Here is a 16,968-nt window from a genome sequence, read left to right as displayed (position 1 = left end):
AACTGACATGATTACCAGACGATGACGTTCTCGATCCCCCCGCTCGATCAGCTCCCCGATCCGGCGATCGCGCTGCACGCGACCGCAGCGGATTGGCGCTCGGCGATCCGGGCCGTGGCCGCGGCGCTGACGGCCTCCGGATGCTCCGAGCCCTCGTACGGCGACCGCATGATCGCCCTCGTCGAGGAGTACGGCCCCTACATCGTCATCGCGCCCGGGCTCGCCATGGCGCATGCGCGGCCGGGCCCCGACGTGACGGCCCCGGGTATCGTCGTGGTCACCCTGGCCGAACCGGTCACCTTCGGCCATGCGTACAATGACCCGGTGTCGGTGATTCTCGGCCTGGCCGCCACGGAGGCCGACCAGCATGTGGCCGCCGTCGCGTCTCTCGCCAACCTGTTCAACGACGAGAGCCTCATTCCGGCACTGGCTGCCGCCACCAGTCGAGACGAGGTGCGACGGCTGCTGGGAGCCGCGCATCCGCAGTCGGGAGAAGACTCATGAAGATCGTTGCACTCTGTGGGGCGGGTATCGGCACCTCGGAGATCCTGCGGGTCAACGCCGTGCGGGCGCTCGACCGCCTCGGCCTCGACGCCGATGTGAGCGCATCGGATGTCGCCAACGTGGCCGTGGCCGCGGCCGGTGCCCAGGTCATCCTCACGTCGCCGGAGCTCGTGGGCTCCATCGGCCGAACGAACGCCGACATCGTGGTGATTCAGAACTACTTCGACCTCGACGAGATCGCCGCCAAACTCGAGGCCGCCATCGGCTAGCTGAACAACCTCCGGAACACGTTCGTGTCGGCCAGGTCGACGAGCTCGTCGCCGCGGCCCGACAGCAGCGTGCGCACCGCGTACAGTGTGAAGCCCTTTGCCTGCGCTGCCGTGATGGTGGGCGGGATCGAGAGCTCCTGCCTGGCCGTCACGACGTCCACGAGCGCCGGGCCGTCGTGATCGAACGCGGCGCGTAAGGCGATCGACAGGTCGGCGGGGTTCTCGACCCGCTGTCCGTGGATGCCCATCGCGTTCGCCACATCGGCGAAGTTCGGGTTGTCGAGCCCGGTGCCGAAGTTCACGATGCCCGCGGCCTTCATCTCCACCTCGACGAAATTGAGCGAGGAGTTGTTGAACACCACGATCTTCACGGGCAGCTTGTTCTGCCGCAGCGTGAGCAGTTCACCGAAGAGCATCGCGAGGCCCCCGTCACCGGCGAGCGCCACGACCTGACGCTCGGGGAACGCGCTCTGGGCGCCGATCGCCTGCGGAAGCGCGTTCGCCATGCTGCCGTGGGCGAACGATCCGATGAGCCGGCGGGAGCCGTTCATGCGCAGATAGCGGGCGGCCCACACGACGGGGGAGCCGACATCCGGTATGAATACCGCATCGTCGGTGGCCAGCTCGCTGATCAGCCGTGCGACGTATTGCGGGTGGATCGGCTCGTGGCGCCGGTCTTCATCGGCCAGACCATCGAGCTCTTTGCGCGTCTTGGCGTAGTGCGACAGTGCCGAGTCGAGGTGATGGGTGTTCGGGTGGGCGTCGAGCAGCGGCAGCAGCGCGTCGATGGTGTCTCCGACGTCGCCCACGAGGCCGAGGTCGATGGGCGTGCGCTTGCCCAGCTGCTCACCGCGCAGGTCGAGCTGGATGACCGTGGCCTTCGAGGGGTAGAACTGCGGATACGGGAAGTCGGTGCCGAGCATCAGCAGCGTGTCGCAGCTCTCGATGGCCCGGTACCCGGATGCGAAACCGAGCAGGCCGGTCATTCCCACGTCGTACGGGTTGTCGTACTCGAGGAACTCCTTGCCGCGCAGTGCGTGCACGACGGGTGCCTTGAGCGCCTCGGCCAGCGCCACCACCTTCTCGTGCGCCCCCTGCGTGCCGGCACCGCCCAGGATGGTGATCTTCTTCGACGCGTTCAGGATGCCGGCGAGCTTCTGCAGCTCGCCGTCCGCCGGCCGCACCACGCTCCGGGTCGCCGTGATGGGCGCCGACTTCGGCCGCCCCTTCGAGACCTGCAGGAAGATCTCGCCGGGAATGACCACCACGGCCACCCCGCGCCGCTCGATGGCGGTGCGCATCGCGATCTCCAGCACCCGGGGCAGCTGTTCGGGCACGCTCACGAGCTCGGTGTAGACGCTGCACTCGCGGAGGAGCTCCTGCGGGTGGGTCTCCTGGAAGTAGGTGCTGCCGATCTCCGAGGCCGGGATCTGCGCGGCGATCGCGAGCACCGGCACCCGGCTGCGGTTCGCGTCGAAGAGGCCGTTGATGAGGTGCAGGTTGCCCGGACCGCAACTGCCCGCGCACACGGCGAGCTCACCGGTGAGGGCGGCCTCGGCGCCGGCGGCGAAGGCGGCGGCCTCCTCGTGGCGCACGTGCGCCCACTCCACGGTCCCGGCGCGGCGGATCGCATCCGTGAAGCCGTTGAGCGAATCGCCCGGCAGGCCGTAGACGCGCTGCACGCCTGCGTCGTGGAGGATGTCGACGATGGTGTCCGCAATGGTGGTCATATCTCGAACCTACGGCTCCCGGGGCAGTGGCGCATGTCCCTGCCGGAGACCGTCACCGATCATCCAGTGTGGTGCGGTGGGGTCAGGCGAGCACCTTCAGGGCGTGGCCCACGACCTCGGCCATCGCGTCGCGGGCCGGAGAGATGTACCTGCGGGGGTCGACGAGGGTCGCATCCGTGTCGAGTCGTGATCGTACGGCGCCGGTGAACGCCACGTTCAAGGCGGTGCCGATGTTGATCTTCACCATGCCCGAGCGTGCGGCCTCGGCGAGCTCGTGGTCGGGAACGCCCGACGAGCCGTGCAGCACGAGGGGAAGGCCGACGGATGCGCGCAGTCGCCCGATCAGCTCGTGATCGAGGGCGGCACTCTTCTCCGTCATGGCGTGCGACGAACCCACCGCGACGGCCAGCGCGTCGACGCCCGTGGCCGCCACGAACTCGGCGGCCTCGGCCGGATCGGTGCGCACACCCGGTGCGTGGGCACCGTCTTTTCCGCCCACCTCGCCGAGCTCGGCCTCGATCCAGATGTCGTTCGCGTGGCACCACTCGGCCACGCGGCGGGTCTCGGCGACGTTCTCGTCGAAGGGCAGGATGGCGCCGTCGAACATCACGGAGGAGAAGCCGAGTTCGGCGGTGCGGAGAGCCAGCTCGGGGTCGGTGATGTGGTCGAGGTGCAGAACGACGTCGACCGAGGCGTCCTGCGCCACGGCCACCATGGCGGCAGCGATCGCTCGGGGGCCGGCGTGGAAGCGGATGGCATTCTCGCTCAGCTGCAGGATCACGGGGCTGCCCGCCTTCTCGGCGCCGGCGACGATGGCCTCGGCGTGCTCGAGGGTGATCACGTTGAAGGCGGCGACGGCTCGCGATTCGGCGACGGCGCGGTCGAGGACGGTTCTGCTGTGAGCTACGGGCACGCCGTTCATCTTGACACAAATCCACTCAATCGCAAATACTTGCAAGTGTTTCCAACTGAAGTGGCCTGCGCATCCGTCGGGCCGGATCCGGAGTCCTCGTGATCGTCACCGTCACACCCGCGCCTGCCATCGACTGGACGATCCGGCTCGAGGCGTTCGAGTGGGAAGCCGTGAACCGCTCGGCGGAGTCGACGCGCGAGGCCAGTGGCAAGGGCATCAACGTGTCGGTGGCGCTCGCCGCAGCCGGGGTGCAGACCCTCGCCGTGTTCCCCGGCGGCGGATCATCGGGCGCCTTCCTGGCGGCGGAGCTCGAGCGGCTCGGCGTGCCGTTCCGGCTGGCCGAGGTGGTGCCGGAGGTGCGCACGAACATCACGCTCGTGACTCCGGGGCGCGCGGGCACCAAGGTGAACGAGTCGGGAGCCGTGCTCGACGCATCCGCTCTGCAGCGGTTCACCGCGGTGGTGACGGATGCCCTGCCGGCCGGGGGAGCGGGGGCTGCGGGTGCGGGTGCGGGTACGGGGGGCGCGGGTGCGGGAACCGAGGGTGCGGATGCGGGTGCGGATGTGGCGCGCACAGACACCGCGGCCGCGAATGTCGCCGATGCGGGTGCCGGGGGAGCGGGGGCTGCGGGCGCGGGTGCGGGTGCCGCGGGCGCGGGTGCCGGGGGCGCGGATGCGGATGCGGGTGTGGATGCGGCTGCGGATGTGGCACGCACAGACACCGCGGCCGCGGATGTCGCCGATGCGGTGCTCGGCTGTGGCAGCCTCCCGCCCGGGATGCCGGCGTCGTACTACCGCGACCTGGTGGCCGAAGCATCCGCTCGTGGCCTGTTCACCGCCGTCGACACCTCGGGGGAGTCGTTCACGTTCGCACTCGAGGCCGGCCCTTCGCTGGTGAAGCCGAACGTGCACGAGCTGGCCGAGTTCACGGGCCGCCGCCTGGTGACCGTGGGTGATGTGGTGGAGGCCGCTCACGAGCTGCGCTCGCGGGGCGCCGGCGCGGTGTTGGCGAGCCTCGGCGCCGATGGGGTCGTGTACGTCGATGCCGCGCACGAGCTGTACGGCGTGGGCGGACCGGTCGAGGTGGTGAACACGGTCGGCGCGGGCGATGCGCTGCTCGCCGGGTTCGTCGGAGGCCGTGCGCGCGGTCTCGATGTGGCCGGCTGCCTGTCGACGGCGCTCGCCTGGGCGGGAGCGGCGGTGGGTACCCGCTCGACGCACTTCGCGATCCCGGATGCCGCAGCCACCGCCGCGACCACGATCACCGCCGTTCCGGCCGAGCGAGCGCTCCGCGAGCCCTCCCAGCCCCTGGCCTGAGAGTTCCTCCGCGAGCTTGCCACAAGTTGTGGCAACTCGCGTCTGGCCGCCACAGTTTCTGGCAACTCGACCCGGTGGGGGTGTTGGGTTGGTGGGGTTGTCGGGGTTGCCACAAGTTGTGGCAAGTTGCATCTGGGAGCAACGGTTTCTGGCAACTCGATTCGGCGGGAGTTGGCGGGGGTGGCGGGGTTGTCGGGGTTGCCACAAGTTGTGGCAAGTCGCGTCCGGGAGCCACAGCTTTTGGCAACTGGATTCGGTGGGGGTGGGGTGGGTTGGCGGGGTTGCCACAAGTTGTGGCAAGTCGCGTCTGGGAGCAACGGTTTCTGGCAACTGGATTCGGTGGGAGTGGGTGGGGTTGGCGGGGTTGCCACAAGTTGTGGCAAGTCGCGTCCGGGAGCCACACGGCGTGGCAACTGGGTGGCGGCGCCGGGAGCCGGACCGGGCTCAGACGAGCTCGAGCTCGATGCCCAGGGCCTCGATCGCCGCGGCATCCGCCGGCGAAAGGCCCGTGTCGGTGATGATCAGGTCGAGGTCGGTGAGCTCGGCGTGCTGCACCGTGCTCACCCGGCCGAACTTGCTGTGGTCGGCGAGCAGGATGCGGCGCTGAGCCGATGCGAGCATGGCGTGTTTCACCGCGGCCTCGGAGGGGTCGGGCGTGGTCAGACCGCGGTCGAAGCTGATCGCGTTGGCGCCGAGGAAGGCGACGTCGACATTGGTCTCCCGGAGCGCCCGAAGCGCCCACTCGTCGACCTCGGCGAGGGTGTTGTCGCGCACCCGTCCGCCGAGGGTGTGCACGGTGAGCATCGGCCGCGAGAGCAACGCGAGCGCGATCGGCAGGGTGTTGGTGAAGACGGCGAGCTGCTTGTCGGCAGGGAAGAGCTCCACCATCCGCTCGGTGGTCGACCCCGCATCGATCAGCACGGCCCCGCGCTCGGGCAGGTGGGCGAGGGCGGCTCGCGCGATCCGCGTCTTCTCGGCGGCGAACTCGGTGCGGGTGCCCACCGCCGGCTCGAACGCGAGCGACTCGGGCGGCACCGCTCCACCGTGCACCCGGCGCAGTCGGCCGTGGCGCTCGAGCTGGATGAGGTCGCGCCGCAGGGTCTCGCCGGTGACGCCGAGTTCGGCGGCGAGGGAGGCGGCATCCACCCGGCCGGCTTCCCGCAGCCGCGCCAGGATGGCGTGGTAGCGCTCGTCGGCGTGCAGGGTGCGCGCGTCGCTCATTCCACCTCCTGGCTCGTCAGATCACCCTAACGGCATGCGCCGGGCACCCCAGGCCGGTCGGCAGGCCCCGCGCGCCGGTGCTCAGATCTGCTGCGAGGTGGGGAGGATGACGAGGTCGCGGATGTTCACATGCCGTGGCCGGGTGAGCATGAAGAGCACGGCCTCGGCCACGTCGTCGGAGCGGATGCCCGTGGCGTCCTCCAGGCGAGGTGTGCTGTCATCCGCCTCCTCGTCGATGCCCCAGAGCTCGTTCAGCACCACACCGGGGGCGATCTCGCCGAGACGCACGCCCGTGCCCACGAGTTGGCGGCGCACGCCGTGGGTGAACGACTGGATGGCATGCTTCGACGCCGAGTACACGGGCTCCCAGTGGATGGCCTGGTGGCCGGAGACCGAACTGGTCATGAGGATGTCACCGGAGCCGGCCGCGAGCATGTGGGGGAGCGCCTCGCGCACGATGGCCATGGCGCCGAACACGTTCACCGAGAGCAGCTCCCGCACCGCGCCGAGATCGGCCTCGGCGAAGTCGCCCGGTACGTAGAGACCCGCGTTCGACAGCAGGATGTCGATGCGTCCGAAACGCTCGATGGTGGCGGCGATCACGTCGTGATCGAACTCGGCGGAGGCCACATCGCCCGCGAGGGTGAGGGTCTCGGTGGGAAGACCGGCGGCCACCGACTCGAGTCGCTCGGCGTTGCGGCCGACGAGCACGACGTTCGCGTCGGCATCCGCGAGCGCCCGGGCGTAGGAGCGGCCGATGCCGGAGCTGGCGCCGGTGACGACGGCGATCTTGTCTACGAGGCTGTCCACGGTGGTTCCTGTTCTCCTTCTGGGGTGGGGTTCATCCTGGCACGGTGCGGGCGCGTCAGTGATCGGCGGGCGTCGAGCCGTCCGCCGCCTCGGCGAGCAGGCGGCGCCGCAGCAGCTCGTCGGGCCTGGTGTCGATACGGTCGGCATTGGCCTGGTCGAGGTGCACCGGGCCGCCCGCCGAGAGTGCCCCGAGCAGCACGCGCGCCGACTTCACGGCCATCGCGGTGATCTGCACCGCCTCGTCGCTGCGGGTGCCGAGAGCGAACATGCCGTGGTTGCGCAGGTAGACCACGCGCGGGTGGGTTCCGTTCTCCGCCGTGAAACGCTCGATCTCGGTGAGCACGTGGTGGGCGAGCGGCAGGCCCGGGTCGACGTAGGGCACGAGCAACTGGTGCCGGCCCAGCACCACGATCTGGTCGGGGAACAGGCTGCCGGCCACGAGCGCCTCCGCCTGGCGCGAGCAGAGCAGCGCATTGACGGGCGTCGGATGCGTGTGGATCACCGTCGTGACCGCGGGGATGCTCTGGCACACGGCGTGCAGCAGCGACTCGACGGAGGGACGCTTCGTGCCCCACGTGGTGGCCGCGGCGAGCCCGGTGGCCACGTCGGCGTCGTCGCCGGATCCGTCGCGGACGAGGTGCATCAGCGCCTCGAGCTCCACCTCGACGAAGTCGTCGTCGACCGCGGTGGCGAGGTTCGCACCCGAGGCCTTCACGAGCATCCGGCCGCCCGAGGTGCGCACCGAGGTGTTGCCCTCGGCGAGGATCACGAGGTCGTTGGCGGGATCGCCGACGTCGCGCGACAGGCGCACGATCTCGGCGAGACTCGCGGCGAAGGCCGGGTCGCCGACGGTGGCGGAGGCGGAGGCGGGGGTTGTGGATTCGGGGGACGTCGTCATGGCGTGCCTTCCGGAGGGAGGGGCCCGGCGGCTGAGGCCTCCGCCGGAGCAGTGGGAGCAGAGGGATTCGAGGCCGGGGAGGAAGGGAACGGATCCCCGCCGGGCAGGTAGTCGGTGGTCCCGGCGCCGTCGCCGGAGACCTGTGTGTACACCTCGGCGAGGTCTCGGCGCAGTCCGGAGGCCACGATCTGCGCGGCGATCGTGCCGATGCTCGAGGCCTCGGCGGGCCCCGCCGTCACGGGCAGCCCCGAGATGTCGGCCGTGAGCTGGCAGAGCAGGGCGTTCTTCGAACCGCCGCCCACGATCCGGATGGCGGTGAGCCGTGCGCCCGTGAGCTCGCCCGCGCGCTGCACGCCACGCGCATAGGCGGCTGCGAGGCTGTCGAGCACGGCCCGCACGGTCTCCGCACGCGTCTCGGGCCGGGCGCGGCCCGCCTCCTCCGCGAGGGTGGCGACGCGCTCCACCATTCCGCCGGGGGCGAGCAGGCGCTCGTCGGCGACGTCGAACACGGCGGCGGATGCCGGCACGAGTGCGGCCTCGGCCACGAGCCCGGCCACGTCGAGCGGGGGTGCGGCCGGGGCCGCCGCATCCGTCTCCCAGTCCTGCATGCACTGATGCAGGATCCACATGCCGTTGAGGTTCTGCAGCAGCAGCGTGCCCCGGATGCCGCGCTCGTTCGTGAAGCCGGCCTCGAGTGCGTCGCGGCCGAGTGCGGGAACGGCGGCGGCCGTGCCGACGAGCGACCAGGTGCCGCTCGACACGAGACCTGTGCCGGTGTCGCCGGGGGCGACGGGCTCCGCGAACGCGAACGCCCCTGCGGTGTCGTGGCCGGCCACCCGGTAGACCGGCACTGCGGTGGCGGAGCCGATGCGGCTCGTGATGGCCTCGGTGGTCAGCCCCGCGAACGAACCCGGGGCGCGGACGGGCGGCAGGGTGAGTCCGTCGAGGCCGTGCAGCGCCACGAGCTCTTCGGACCAGTCGCCGGATGAGGCGTCGAGCAGCTGGCTGGTGGAGGCGATGGTGGGCTCCGTGCCCAGCACACCGGTCAGGAGGTACACCCAGAGGTCGGGGATGAAGAGGAGGCGCTCGCCGGCGAAGGCGGCGCGCGCGTTCTGGGCCGACAAGCGGAGCGACGTGTTGATGGCCTGGTCGGGCACGCCGGAGAGGGCGAAGACCGCGGCCTCGTCGAGCGGCCGGCCGGCGATCCACGGAGCGGGATCGGGCGCACCACGGTGGTGCAGCACCGGGCGGGTGATGGCGCCTGCCTCGTCGATGATCGCGTAGTCGACGCCCCAGGAGTCGACGCCGATGCCCGAGAGAGTCGCGCCGGTCGCCTCGCATCGTGCCACGGCCCTGCCGAGGCCTTCCAGCGTCTCGGCGAAGAGGGCGTCGACGTCCCAGCACAGCTCGCCCTCGGTCGTCACGGGCCGGTTGGGGAAACGGTGCACCTCGTTCAGCTCGAGGCCGGTCGCCGTGAGGGTGCCGAGCATCACGCGCCCACTCGACGCGCCGAGGTCGACGGCCGCGAAGGCGCTCGCCGGGCGGGAGGGCTCCGGGCGGGTGCTCGTCGAGGAGGGGAGGGTCACGGTGTTGTCACGTCCTTGTGCGGGAGACCATAGCTCTGTTACTTCGTGTTAAACATAGCGCTATCGTGCAGTCGACGCGACCGGGGCGCATGTACACTGGCGGCAGCGATCAGCGGCATGCCCGCGCGCATCGGCTCGCGCAGCGACGGAGGAAAGGGAGTCCCGTGGCCCTCACCGGCACCCTCGATTCCGAGGCGCGGCGCGCCGCGATGGCCGAGCGCCTGGTGCGCGAGGGGGCGCTGCAGCTGAACCATGCCGCCGAGGAGTGGGGCGTGCATCCGATGACCATCCGCCGCGACTTCGACTCGCTCGTGCTCTCCGGGGTGGCCCGGCGGGTACGCGGTGGGCTCGTGGCCCGGGGCGGCGACGACTTCGCCGAGCGGCAGTACGTGCAGGCGGGGCCCAAGAAGGCCATCGCCGACAAGCTGCTGCCCCTCATCCGCGCCGACTCGGCCATCGCCCTCGACTCCTCCACCACGGTGCACGCGCTCGCCGATGCGCTGAGCGGCACGCCGGTCTCGGTGGTCACGAACGGCCTCAGCGCGTTCCAGTCGCTGCACGGGCGCGACGGCGTCAAGGCCTATCTCACCGGGGGCGAACGCGAGGAGAAGAACCTCAGCCTCGTGGGCTCGCTCGCCGTGCTGTCGGTGCAGCAGTTCACGCTCGACGTCGCGTTCCTCTCGACCATGAGCATCGACCCCGTGTTCGGCACGAGCGAGCTCACGCTGGAGCAGCTCGCCGTGAAGCGCGCGATGGCGGATGCGGCCGAGACCGTGGTGCTCGCGGTCGACTCGAGCAAGTTCTCGACCCGGGCGCGCTTCCGTTCTCTGCCGCTGACGGCGTTCGATGTGCTGGTCACGGATCTCGATCCGGGCGACGCGCGGCTCGACGCCTACCGCGACGCGATCCCCACCATCCTGTAAATCCCCAACCACCCGGTCACCCAGCGCACGTCGCCCCCGAGGTTCGTCACTTTTTGCGCGAATCTGGCCCATTCTGCGCAGATAGTGACGGATCTGGCGCCCTCCCATCGCGAGATCCGTCACTTTTTGCGCGAATCCCGCCCATTTCGCGCGAATAGTGACGGATGTGGGGAGGGAGAGGGGAGGGGGAGGGCGGTCAGATGGCGGTGTAGCCGCCGTCGATCACGAGGTTCTGCGCGGTGACGTAGGAGGAGGCATCCGAAGCCAGGTAGGTCACGAGGCCGTGCAGATCGGCGGGCTCGCCCATGCGGCCCGCGGGGATGCGCGCCACCCAGTCGGCTGCGAGCTCGGGGTTCGCCTCGGTGAACTGGCGCGTCATGTCGGAGAGGAAGTAGCCCGGCGCGATCGCGTTCACCCGGATCGACGACGGCGCCCACTCCACCGCCAGCGACTTCGCGAGCTGGGTGACGGCGGCCTTCGACGCGTTGTACGAGGCCTGGTTCTGCGGCACGTTCACGATCGATCCCGACATCGACGAGATGAAGATCGCGCTGCCCGGCGCGCCGGCGGCGAGAAGCCCCTTCGCGAACGACTGGGCCGCGAAGAACGTGCCGTCGAGGTTCACCGACATCACCTTGCGCCACTCCGCTGCGGGGATGCCGACGCTGTCGTTCCAGATCGTGATGCCGGCGGCGGTGACGAGCACCTGTGGGGTGCCGAGCGCCGCGGCCGCACCGTCGAACGCGGCCTGCACCGACTCCTGGTCGGTGACGTCGACGTGCGCCCACGAGGTGGGCACGCCGTAGGTCGCGGCGAGACGGGCGGCCGACTCCTCCACGTCGGGGAGGATGTCGAAGAGGGCGATCGCGCACCCCTCCCGGGCGAGTGCTTCCGCGATGGAGTAGCCGAGGCCCCTGGCGCCGCCGGTGATGGCCGCGACTCGGCCGGAGAGGTCGTCGAACGTCATTGTTGCTCCCTGTGCGAATGTGTGAGTTATCCCACAATATACCGTTGGGCGCGCGGGTACGGGCCTGATTCAGGAAATGCGGTCGCGCATCCCGCCCTCGAGTCGCTGCAGCAGTTCGACGGCGGCTTCCCGGCGCTCCACGAGATCGCCGTCGGTGCTCCAGGCGTCGAGGTAGATCTTGAGCTTGGGCTCGGTGCCGCTCGGTCGCACCATCACGCGCGCCCCCGGGAGCAGGATGCGCAGCACATCGCTCGGCGGCACCGACGACTCGTCGCTCGGCGCACTCAGATCGTCGATCGACTCGACGGGCACGCCGCCGATGTCGGTCGGCGGATGCTCACGCAGCAGCGACATCACCCGATCGATCTCGCTCAGGTCGGTGACCCGCAGCGAGATCTGCGCCGAGGCGTAATGGCCGAAGCGTCCGCTGAACTCCGCGAGACGGTCGGCGACGGTGCGGCCGGATGCGGCGAGCACCTCCGCGAGCGACAGCAGCGCCACCGCGGCCGAGATGCCGTCCTTGTCGCGCACGGTCGTGGGGTTCACCAGATAGCCGAGGGCCTCCTCGAAACCGAACACGAGACCGGGGGTGCGCGACACCCACTTGAAGCCCGTGAGGGTCTCGGCGAAGCCGAGGCCGTACTCCGCGGCGACCTCACGCAGGGCGGGAGATGACACGATGGAGCAGGCGAGGGTGGGGCCGGCGGCATCCGGATCGGCATCGGCGTCTGCCTCGATCGGTGCCGCCGCGGCCGCCTCCGCCGCGCGCCAGCCGAGCAGCGCCCCCACCTCGTTGCCCGTGAGAGGGCGGTAGCCGGTGGCCGACGACGGGTCGGGGATGGCGATCGACAGGCGGTCGGCATCCGGATCGTTCGCCACGATCAGGTCGGCACCGACCTCCCGAGCCCTCTCGTAAGCGAGATCGAGGGCACCGGGCTCCTCGGGGTTGGGGAAGGCGACCGTGGGGAAGGCGGCATCCGGCTCGATCTGGGCTTCGACGAGGTGCGGCCGCGCGAATCCGGCGCGGTCCATCACCCGCGCGAACGTCTCCCAGCCCACGCCGTGCAGGGCGGTGTAGACCACGGAGAGCGGTGGTGCATCCGGAGCCCGGCCCGATCGCGCCCGGCGGAGCGCGCCATCATCGAGCGCCACGCGCGCGGTCGCCTCCACGTAGCGGTCGACCACGCTCTCGTCGGCGATCTCGTAGGACTGCGACCGCGGCAGCTCGAGCACGCTCTGCGTGGCGGCCACCTGCAGGATGTGCGCCGCGATCTCCGCATCGGAGGGAGGCACGATCTGAGATCCGTCGTCGTCGCCCCCGAGGTACACCTTGTAGCCGTTGTCTCGAGGCGGATTGTGCGACGCCGTCACCATGACCCCCGCCGACACAGCGAGATCACGCACGGCGAAGGCCACGAGCGGAGTGGGCAGCAGGCGCGGCAGAAGCACGGCCCGCACACCGGCGCCCGCCATGATCTCGGCCGTGTCGGTGGCGAACACCCGGGAGTTGGTGCGGCCGTCGTACCCGATCACGATCGAGGGCACGGTTCCCGGATGCGCGCGCTCGAGCAAGAAGGCCGCGAGGCCGGCGGCCGCCTGCCCCACGAGCACCCGGTTCATGCGGTTGGGGCCGGCCGCGATCTCGCCGCGGAGCCCGGCGGTGCCGAACTCCAGTCGGCCGGCGAAGCGCGACCGGAGGTCGTCGGCGGCGTCGGGCTGGTTCGAACCGACCCGGCGCAGCAGGGCGGCGAGCTCGTCGCGGGTCGCGGGGTCGGGGTCCTGGGCGATCCACGCCGAGGCCTCCTCGACGAGCCGTTCGACGTCGTTGAGGGCATCGGTGTCGGACGCACCGGTTCGGCCGGACGCCTCGGGGGAGGAAGCAGTGTCGCTCATCGCCGTGACCTCAGAGAGCGGTGACGACCCGTGCGAGCAGATCGCCGATGGCCGCCTCGGCGTTCTTGCCGGCCTCGATCACCTCGGCGTGGCTGAGCGGTGTCTTCTGGATGCCGGCCGCGAGGTTCGTGATGAGCGAGAAGCCGATGATCTCCATGCCCGCCTCGCGCGCCGCGATCGCCTCGAGTGCGGTCGACATGCCCACGATGTGGCCGCCGATGGCCTTCGCCATCTGCACCTCGGCGGGGGTCTCGTAGTGGGGGCCGCGGAACTGCACGTAGACGCCGTCGTCGAGCGAGGAGTCGACCTCGCGGGCGAGCGCGCGCAGCCGCGCCGAGTAGAGGTCGGTGAGGTCGATGAAGGTCGCGCCCTCGAGCGGGGAGTCGGCGGTGAGGTTGATGTGGTCGCTGATCAGCACGGGGGTGCCGGGGGTCCAGTGTTCCTTGATTCCGCCGGCGCCGTTCGTGAGCACCATCACCTTCGCCCCGGTGGCGGCGGCGGTGCGCACGCTGTGCACCACGCGGCGCACGCCGTGGCCCTCGTAGTAGTGGGTGCGCGCGCCGATCACGAGCGCGTGCCGGCCATCCGGCAGGAGGATCGAGCGCAGCGTTCCGACGTGGCCGGGCACCGCGGGCATCCCGAATCCGACGACGTCGGTGGCGGGGATGTTCGCCACGGTCTCGCCGATCAGGTCGGCGGCCTTGCCCCAGCCGCTGCCCAGGGTGAGCGCGATGTCGTGCTGGGCGACGCCCGTGAGGTCGGCGATCTGCGCGGCGGCGTCGCGGGCCACCTCGAAGGGATCGGTGTCGGGCAGGTCGAGCGGGTTCGAGGAGGGTGCAGCCATTCATCCACTCTATTCACTCCATTGGTTTGGCGCCGCCCCGGCGCTACGGGAGAATGGCGGCATGGCCAATGAGTTCGAGCGCAAGCAGAGGGTCGCCGTCGTCGGTGGAGGGCCAGGGGGCTACGAGGCCGCGATCGCCGGTGCGCAGCTCGGCGCGGAGGTGACGCTCATCGAACAGGTGGGCGTGGGCGGCTCGGCCGTGATCACGGATGTCGTCCCCTCCAAGACCCTCATCGCCGTCGCCGAGGCCACCAACGCCATCGGCGAGGCCGCCGACCTGGGCGTGCAGTTCTTCACTCGCAACGACGCCGGACGGCCGATCCGGCCCGAGGTCGCCGTGAACCTCGCGCAGGTCAACAAGCGGCTGCTGGGCCTGGCCCGGCAGCAGTCCGAAGACATGCGGGCGAGCCTCATCCGGGCGGGTGTGAAGATCATCTCGGGGCACGGGCGGCTCGACGGGCCCGATTCCGTGATCGTCTCCACCACCTCGGGGCCGGGGGGCACCGACTTCGACCAGGTCGACGCCGACACGATCGTGGTGTCGGTCGGCGCCTCGCCGCGCATCCTGCCGTCGGCGGTTCCGGATGGCGAGCGCATCTTCACCTGGACGCAGCTCTACACCCTGCAATCCGTTCCCGAGCACCTCATCGTGGTGGGGTCGGGTGTCACCGGCGCCGAGTTCGCCTCGGCGTACACGGCGCTCGGCTCGAAGGTCACACTGATCTCGTCGCGCGACCAGGTCCTTCCGGGCGAAGACGCGGATGCGGCGGCCGTGATCGAGAACGTCTTCAAGCGCAACGGCATGACCGTGCTGTCGAAGTCGCGCGCCGACCGGGTGGAGCGCACGGCCGACGGCGTGGTGGCCACACTCTCCGACGGCACGACGGTGGAGGGGTCGCACTGCCTCATGGCGGTGGGCTCGATCCCGAACACCAAGGGCATCGGTCTCGAGGAGGCGGGCATCCAGCTCTCCGACTCGGGTCACATCCGGGTGAACCGGGTGGCGCGCACGAGTGCGCCGAACATCTACGCGGCCGGCGACTGCACCACCTTCCTGCCGCTCGCGTCGGTGGCGTCGATGCAGGGTCGCACGGCGATGTTCCACGCCATGGGCGACGCGGTGTCGCCCACGGAGCTGCGCAACGTCGCCTCCAACATCTTCACGCAGCCCCAGATCGCCACCGTGGGCTGGACCCAGCGGCAGATCGAGGAGGGCATCGCCCAGGGAGACATCTACAAGCTGCCGCTCTCGTCGAACCCGCGCGCGAAGATGATGGGCATCAAAGACGGCTTCGTGAAGCTGTTCGCCCGCACCGGCTCCGGCACGGTGATCGGCGGCGTCGTGGTGGCGCCGAACGCCTCCGAGCTCATCTTCCCCATCGCCCTGGCGGTGGAGCACCGGCTCACGGTCGACCAGGTCTCCCGCGCGTTCACGGTCTACCCGAGCCTGTCCGGTTCGATCTCGGATGCGGCCCGCGCGATGCACATCGTGCTGTGACCGTGCGGTCGACACGTGCCGTGTTCAGTTGGTGGTAGGCCTCGGTCCTAGCAGCGGAGGCCCGCAAGGATCACCGCGGTGTACAGGTCGCGAGAGCCCTCATCGCCAAGTCGCACCGAGTGCTCGAGCCCGCAGATGAGGTGCTGGATATCGATGACGTTCACCTCAGGCCGCACAGCCTTCTCGGCCTGCGCTCGCTGGAGCACTGCGCTGAACGCGGCGTAGATCTCCTGCTTCGTCTCGCGTACCTCGGCCGACTCCCCATCGGGCGACATCAGCACGGCTTGGAGCCCGCCGTCGCTGAGCTGGAGTTCGAGTGCCTCTGTGACGAGACCCGTGAACGCGACGGATGCCTCGGGCTCCGACAGTGCCGCGCGAGCAGCCGCGAGCATCCGTGCCAGGGTACCCATCGATAGCGCTTCGGTGAGCGCCTGCTGCGTGGGAAAGTGCCGGTAGACCGTGCCGACCCCGACTCCGGCCTCGCGAGCCAGATCGTTCAGGCGCACGTCGCCGCCCCGCGGGTGGTCGCGTGCGGCAGCCAGAATCCGTTCCCGACTGCGGAGAGCGTCAGCCCTGATGGTCATATCCGCAACCTTATCGGATTGTTTATCCGTTTAGTGCTATGTTCATCTGGATAGTTCATCCATTTAGGAGCTGCAGCATGACCTGGAACCCCCTTGAACTGCCGGACCAGACCGGGAAGACATTCGTCGTCACCGGCGGGAATACGGGCATCGGCTACTTCGCGGCGGAGCAGCTCGCGCGAGCGGGCGCTCACGTCGTGATCGCTTCTCGCAACGAGCAGAGAGTCGCGAAGGCCCACGAGGCTATTCGCGCCGAGGTCGGCGAGGCCTCTCTCGGCTTCGTGCAGTTCGACCTCACCTCTCTGGCCTCGGTGCGCGATGCCGCAGCAGAACTCGCAGCTCTCCCGCACATCCATGGCCTCATCCTCAATGCGGGGGTGATGTCGAAGCCCGGCAGGGAGGACGTCACCGAAGACGGGTTCCCGATGATGATGGGCAGCTATCTCGGCAACTTCGCTCTCGTGGCCGGTGTGCTGAGCGGAGCGCACCCGGGCCGGATCATCCACGCCTCGAGCGGTCTGGTGCGCCTTGCACGGGTCGACGTCGGAGATCTCACCGCTGCGCCCCGCCAGGCCAACGTCGAGTACACGCGCTCGAAGACGGCGATCGAGGTGTTCGGATTCGAGCTCGACCGACGACTTCGTGCGTCCGGGAGCACGACCGCCTCAATCATGACGAGGCCGGGCATGTCCGTGGACTCCCGCACTCCCGCGCGACCGGGCATCGCACGGTCTCGGCGCCGAGACGAACCGCTCTGGGGGGTTGTCGGGCAGAGCAAGGAGTCGAGCGCCTGGTCGGTCGTCCGTGCCGCCGTCGACCCGCAAGCGACGGGCGGGCAGTTCTTCGCACCTTCCGGGTCGATCGGCGGCCCGCCGGTTCTCGTGAAGCCTCTCGGCCGCACCCTGGCACCCCCGAGGCACGTGGCCGATCGCCTCTGGTCCCAGTCGGAAGAACTGACTCACGTCACGCTGCACCTGAGTGACCGAGCGACCCGCTCAGGAGGGGACTAGAC

At 70.1% G+C, this 16,968-nt stretch carries 16 protein-coding genes; 6 read left to right on the top strand and 10 right to left on the bottom strand.

Annotated features, from left to right (window positions below):
- Positions 1 to 21 precede the first annotated feature (21 nt).
- Together EPO52_RS00775 and EPO52_RS00770 are read left to right on the top strand one after the other, a co-directional pair.
- Entirely contained in the window at positions 22 to 504 is a 483-nt protein-coding gene (locus EPO52_RS00775; protein WP_290800623.1) for a PTS sugar transporter subunit IIA, read from the top strand.
- Complete coding sequence (locus EPO52_RS00770) at positions 501 to 773, top strand: PTS sugar transporter subunit IIB (protein WP_290800621.1); 273 nt, start codon at positions 501 to 503, stop codon at positions 771 to 773. Before EPO52_RS00775 ends, EPO52_RS00770 begins: the two co-directional genes overlap by 4 nt.
- Here the strand turns inward: EPO52_RS00770 and poxB are convergent.
- Together poxB and EPO52_RS00760 are read right to left on the bottom strand one after the other, a co-directional pair.
- Positions 770 to 2,503 (bottom strand): ubiquinone-dependent pyruvate dehydrogenase, encoded by a 1,734-nt coding sequence (gene poxB, locus EPO52_RS00765; protein ID WP_290800620.1) that lies wholly within the window; start codon positions 2,501 to 2,503, stop codon positions 770 to 772. The two genes, EPO52_RS00770 and poxB, sit on opposite strands and share 4 nt — an antisense overlap.
- A gap of 82 nt (positions 2,504 to 2,585) precedes the next feature.
- Positions 2,586 to 3,425 (bottom strand): class II fructose-bisphosphate aldolase, encoded by an 840-nt coding sequence (locus tag EPO52_RS00760; RefSeq protein WP_290800619.1) that lies wholly within the window; start codon positions 3,423 to 3,425, stop codon positions 2,586 to 2,588.
- A gap of 89 nt (positions 3,426 to 3,514) precedes the next feature.
- Between EPO52_RS00760 and EPO52_RS00755 the strand changes: the two genes are divergently transcribed.
- Positions 3,515 to 4,732 (top strand): PfkB family carbohydrate kinase, encoded by a 1,218-nt coding sequence (locus EPO52_RS00755; RefSeq protein ID WP_290800617.1) that lies wholly within the window; start codon positions 3,515 to 3,517, stop codon positions 4,730 to 4,732.
- 444 nt (positions 4,733 to 5,176) lie between these two features.
- Here the strand turns inward: EPO52_RS00755 and EPO52_RS00750 are convergent, their stop codons facing one another.
- The 4 genes from EPO52_RS00750 to EPO52_RS00735 all read right to left on the bottom strand — a co-directional run bounded on the left by EPO52_RS00750 (position 5,177) and on the right by EPO52_RS00735 (position 9,247).
- Positions 5,177 to 5,953 (bottom strand): DeoR/GlpR family DNA-binding transcription regulator, encoded by a 777-nt coding sequence (locus tag EPO52_RS00750; RefSeq protein WP_290800615.1) that lies wholly within the window; start codon positions 5,951 to 5,953, stop codon positions 5,177 to 5,179.
- 81 nt (positions 5,954 to 6,034) lie between these two features.
- Entirely contained in the window at positions 6,035 to 6,763 is a 729-nt protein-coding gene (locus EPO52_RS00745; protein ID WP_290800614.1) for an SDR family oxidoreductase, read from the bottom strand.
- 55 nt (positions 6,764 to 6,818) lie between these two features.
- Positions 6,819 to 7,661 (bottom strand): class II aldolase/adducin family protein, encoded by an 843-nt coding sequence (locus tag EPO52_RS00740; RefSeq protein WP_290800612.1) that lies wholly within the window; start codon positions 7,659 to 7,661, stop codon positions 6,819 to 6,821.
- Complete coding sequence (locus EPO52_RS00735; RefSeq protein WP_290800610.1) at positions 7,658 to 9,247, bottom strand: FGGY-family carbohydrate kinase; 1,590 nt, start codon at positions 9,245 to 9,247, stop codon at positions 7,658 to 7,660. Before EPO52_RS00735 ends, EPO52_RS00740 begins: the two co-directional genes overlap by 4 nt.
- A 164-nt stretch (positions 9,248 to 9,411) precedes the next feature.
- On the opposite strand from EPO52_RS00735, the gene EPO52_RS00730 reads away from it, so the two are divergent.
- Complete coding sequence (locus EPO52_RS00730; RefSeq protein ID WP_290800609.1) at positions 9,412 to 10,170, top strand: DeoR/GlpR family DNA-binding transcription regulator; 759 nt, start codon at positions 9,412 to 9,414, stop codon at positions 10,168 to 10,170.
- Positions 10,171 to 10,366: 196 nt separating this feature from the next.
- On the opposite strand, the gene EPO52_RS00725 is transcribed toward EPO52_RS00730, so the two are convergent.
- The 3 genes from EPO52_RS00725 to EPO52_RS00715 all read right to left on the bottom strand — a co-directional run bounded on the left by EPO52_RS00725 (position 10,367) and on the right by EPO52_RS00715 (position 13,874).
- Positions 10,367 to 11,137: an SDR family oxidoreductase gene (locus EPO52_RS00725; RefSeq protein WP_290800607.1), complete on the bottom strand. Its 771-nt coding sequence runs from the start codon at positions 11,135 to 11,137 to the stop codon at positions 10,367 to 10,369.
- A 69-nt stretch (positions 11,138 to 11,206) separates the two neighbouring features.
- Positions 11,207 to 13,030: a phospho-sugar mutase gene (locus EPO52_RS00720; RefSeq protein ID WP_290800605.1), complete on the bottom strand. Its 1,824-nt coding sequence runs from the start codon at positions 13,028 to 13,030 to the stop codon at positions 11,207 to 11,209.
- Between the two features lie 10 nt (positions 13,031 to 13,040).
- Entirely contained in the window at positions 13,041 to 13,874 is an 834-nt protein-coding gene (locus EPO52_RS00715; RefSeq protein ID WP_290800603.1) for a purine-nucleoside phosphorylase, read from the bottom strand.
- Positions 13,875 to 13,935: 61 nt separating this feature from the next.
- Here EPO52_RS00715 and EPO52_RS00710 point away from each other — a divergent pair, with 61 nt between their 5' ends.
- Complete coding sequence (locus EPO52_RS00710; protein WP_290800601.1) at positions 13,936 to 15,372, top strand: NAD(P)H-quinone dehydrogenase; 1,437 nt, start codon at positions 13,936 to 13,938, stop codon at positions 15,370 to 15,372.
- A gap of 47 nt (positions 15,373 to 15,419) precedes the next feature.
- On the opposite strand, the gene EPO52_RS00705 is transcribed toward EPO52_RS00710, so the two are convergent.
- Complete coding sequence (locus tag EPO52_RS00705) at positions 15,420 to 15,956, bottom strand: helix-turn-helix domain-containing protein (RefSeq protein ID WP_290800598.1); 537 nt, start codon at positions 15,954 to 15,956, stop codon at positions 15,420 to 15,422.
- Positions 15,957 to 16,033: 77 nt separating this feature from the next.
- On the opposite strand from EPO52_RS00705, the gene EPO52_RS00700 reads away from it, so the two are divergent.
- Positions 16,034 to 16,966 carry an SDR family NAD(P)-dependent oxidoreductase gene (locus EPO52_RS00700; RefSeq protein ID WP_290800596.1) on the top strand — a complete coding sequence of 311 codons (933 nt, stop codon included), beginning with the start codon at positions 16,034 to 16,036 and terminating at the stop codon, positions 16,964 to 16,966.
- The last annotated feature ends 2 nt before the right edge of the window (positions 16,967 to 16,968 follow it).

This window comes from Herbiconiux sp., from assembly GCF_004297105.1.
Classification (GTDB): domain Bacteria; phylum Actinomycetota; class Actinomycetes; order Actinomycetales; family Microbacteriaceae; genus Herbiconiux.
Note: the sequence above shows the minus strand (reverse complement) of the source record. Positions and strands in the feature narration are given on the sequence as shown.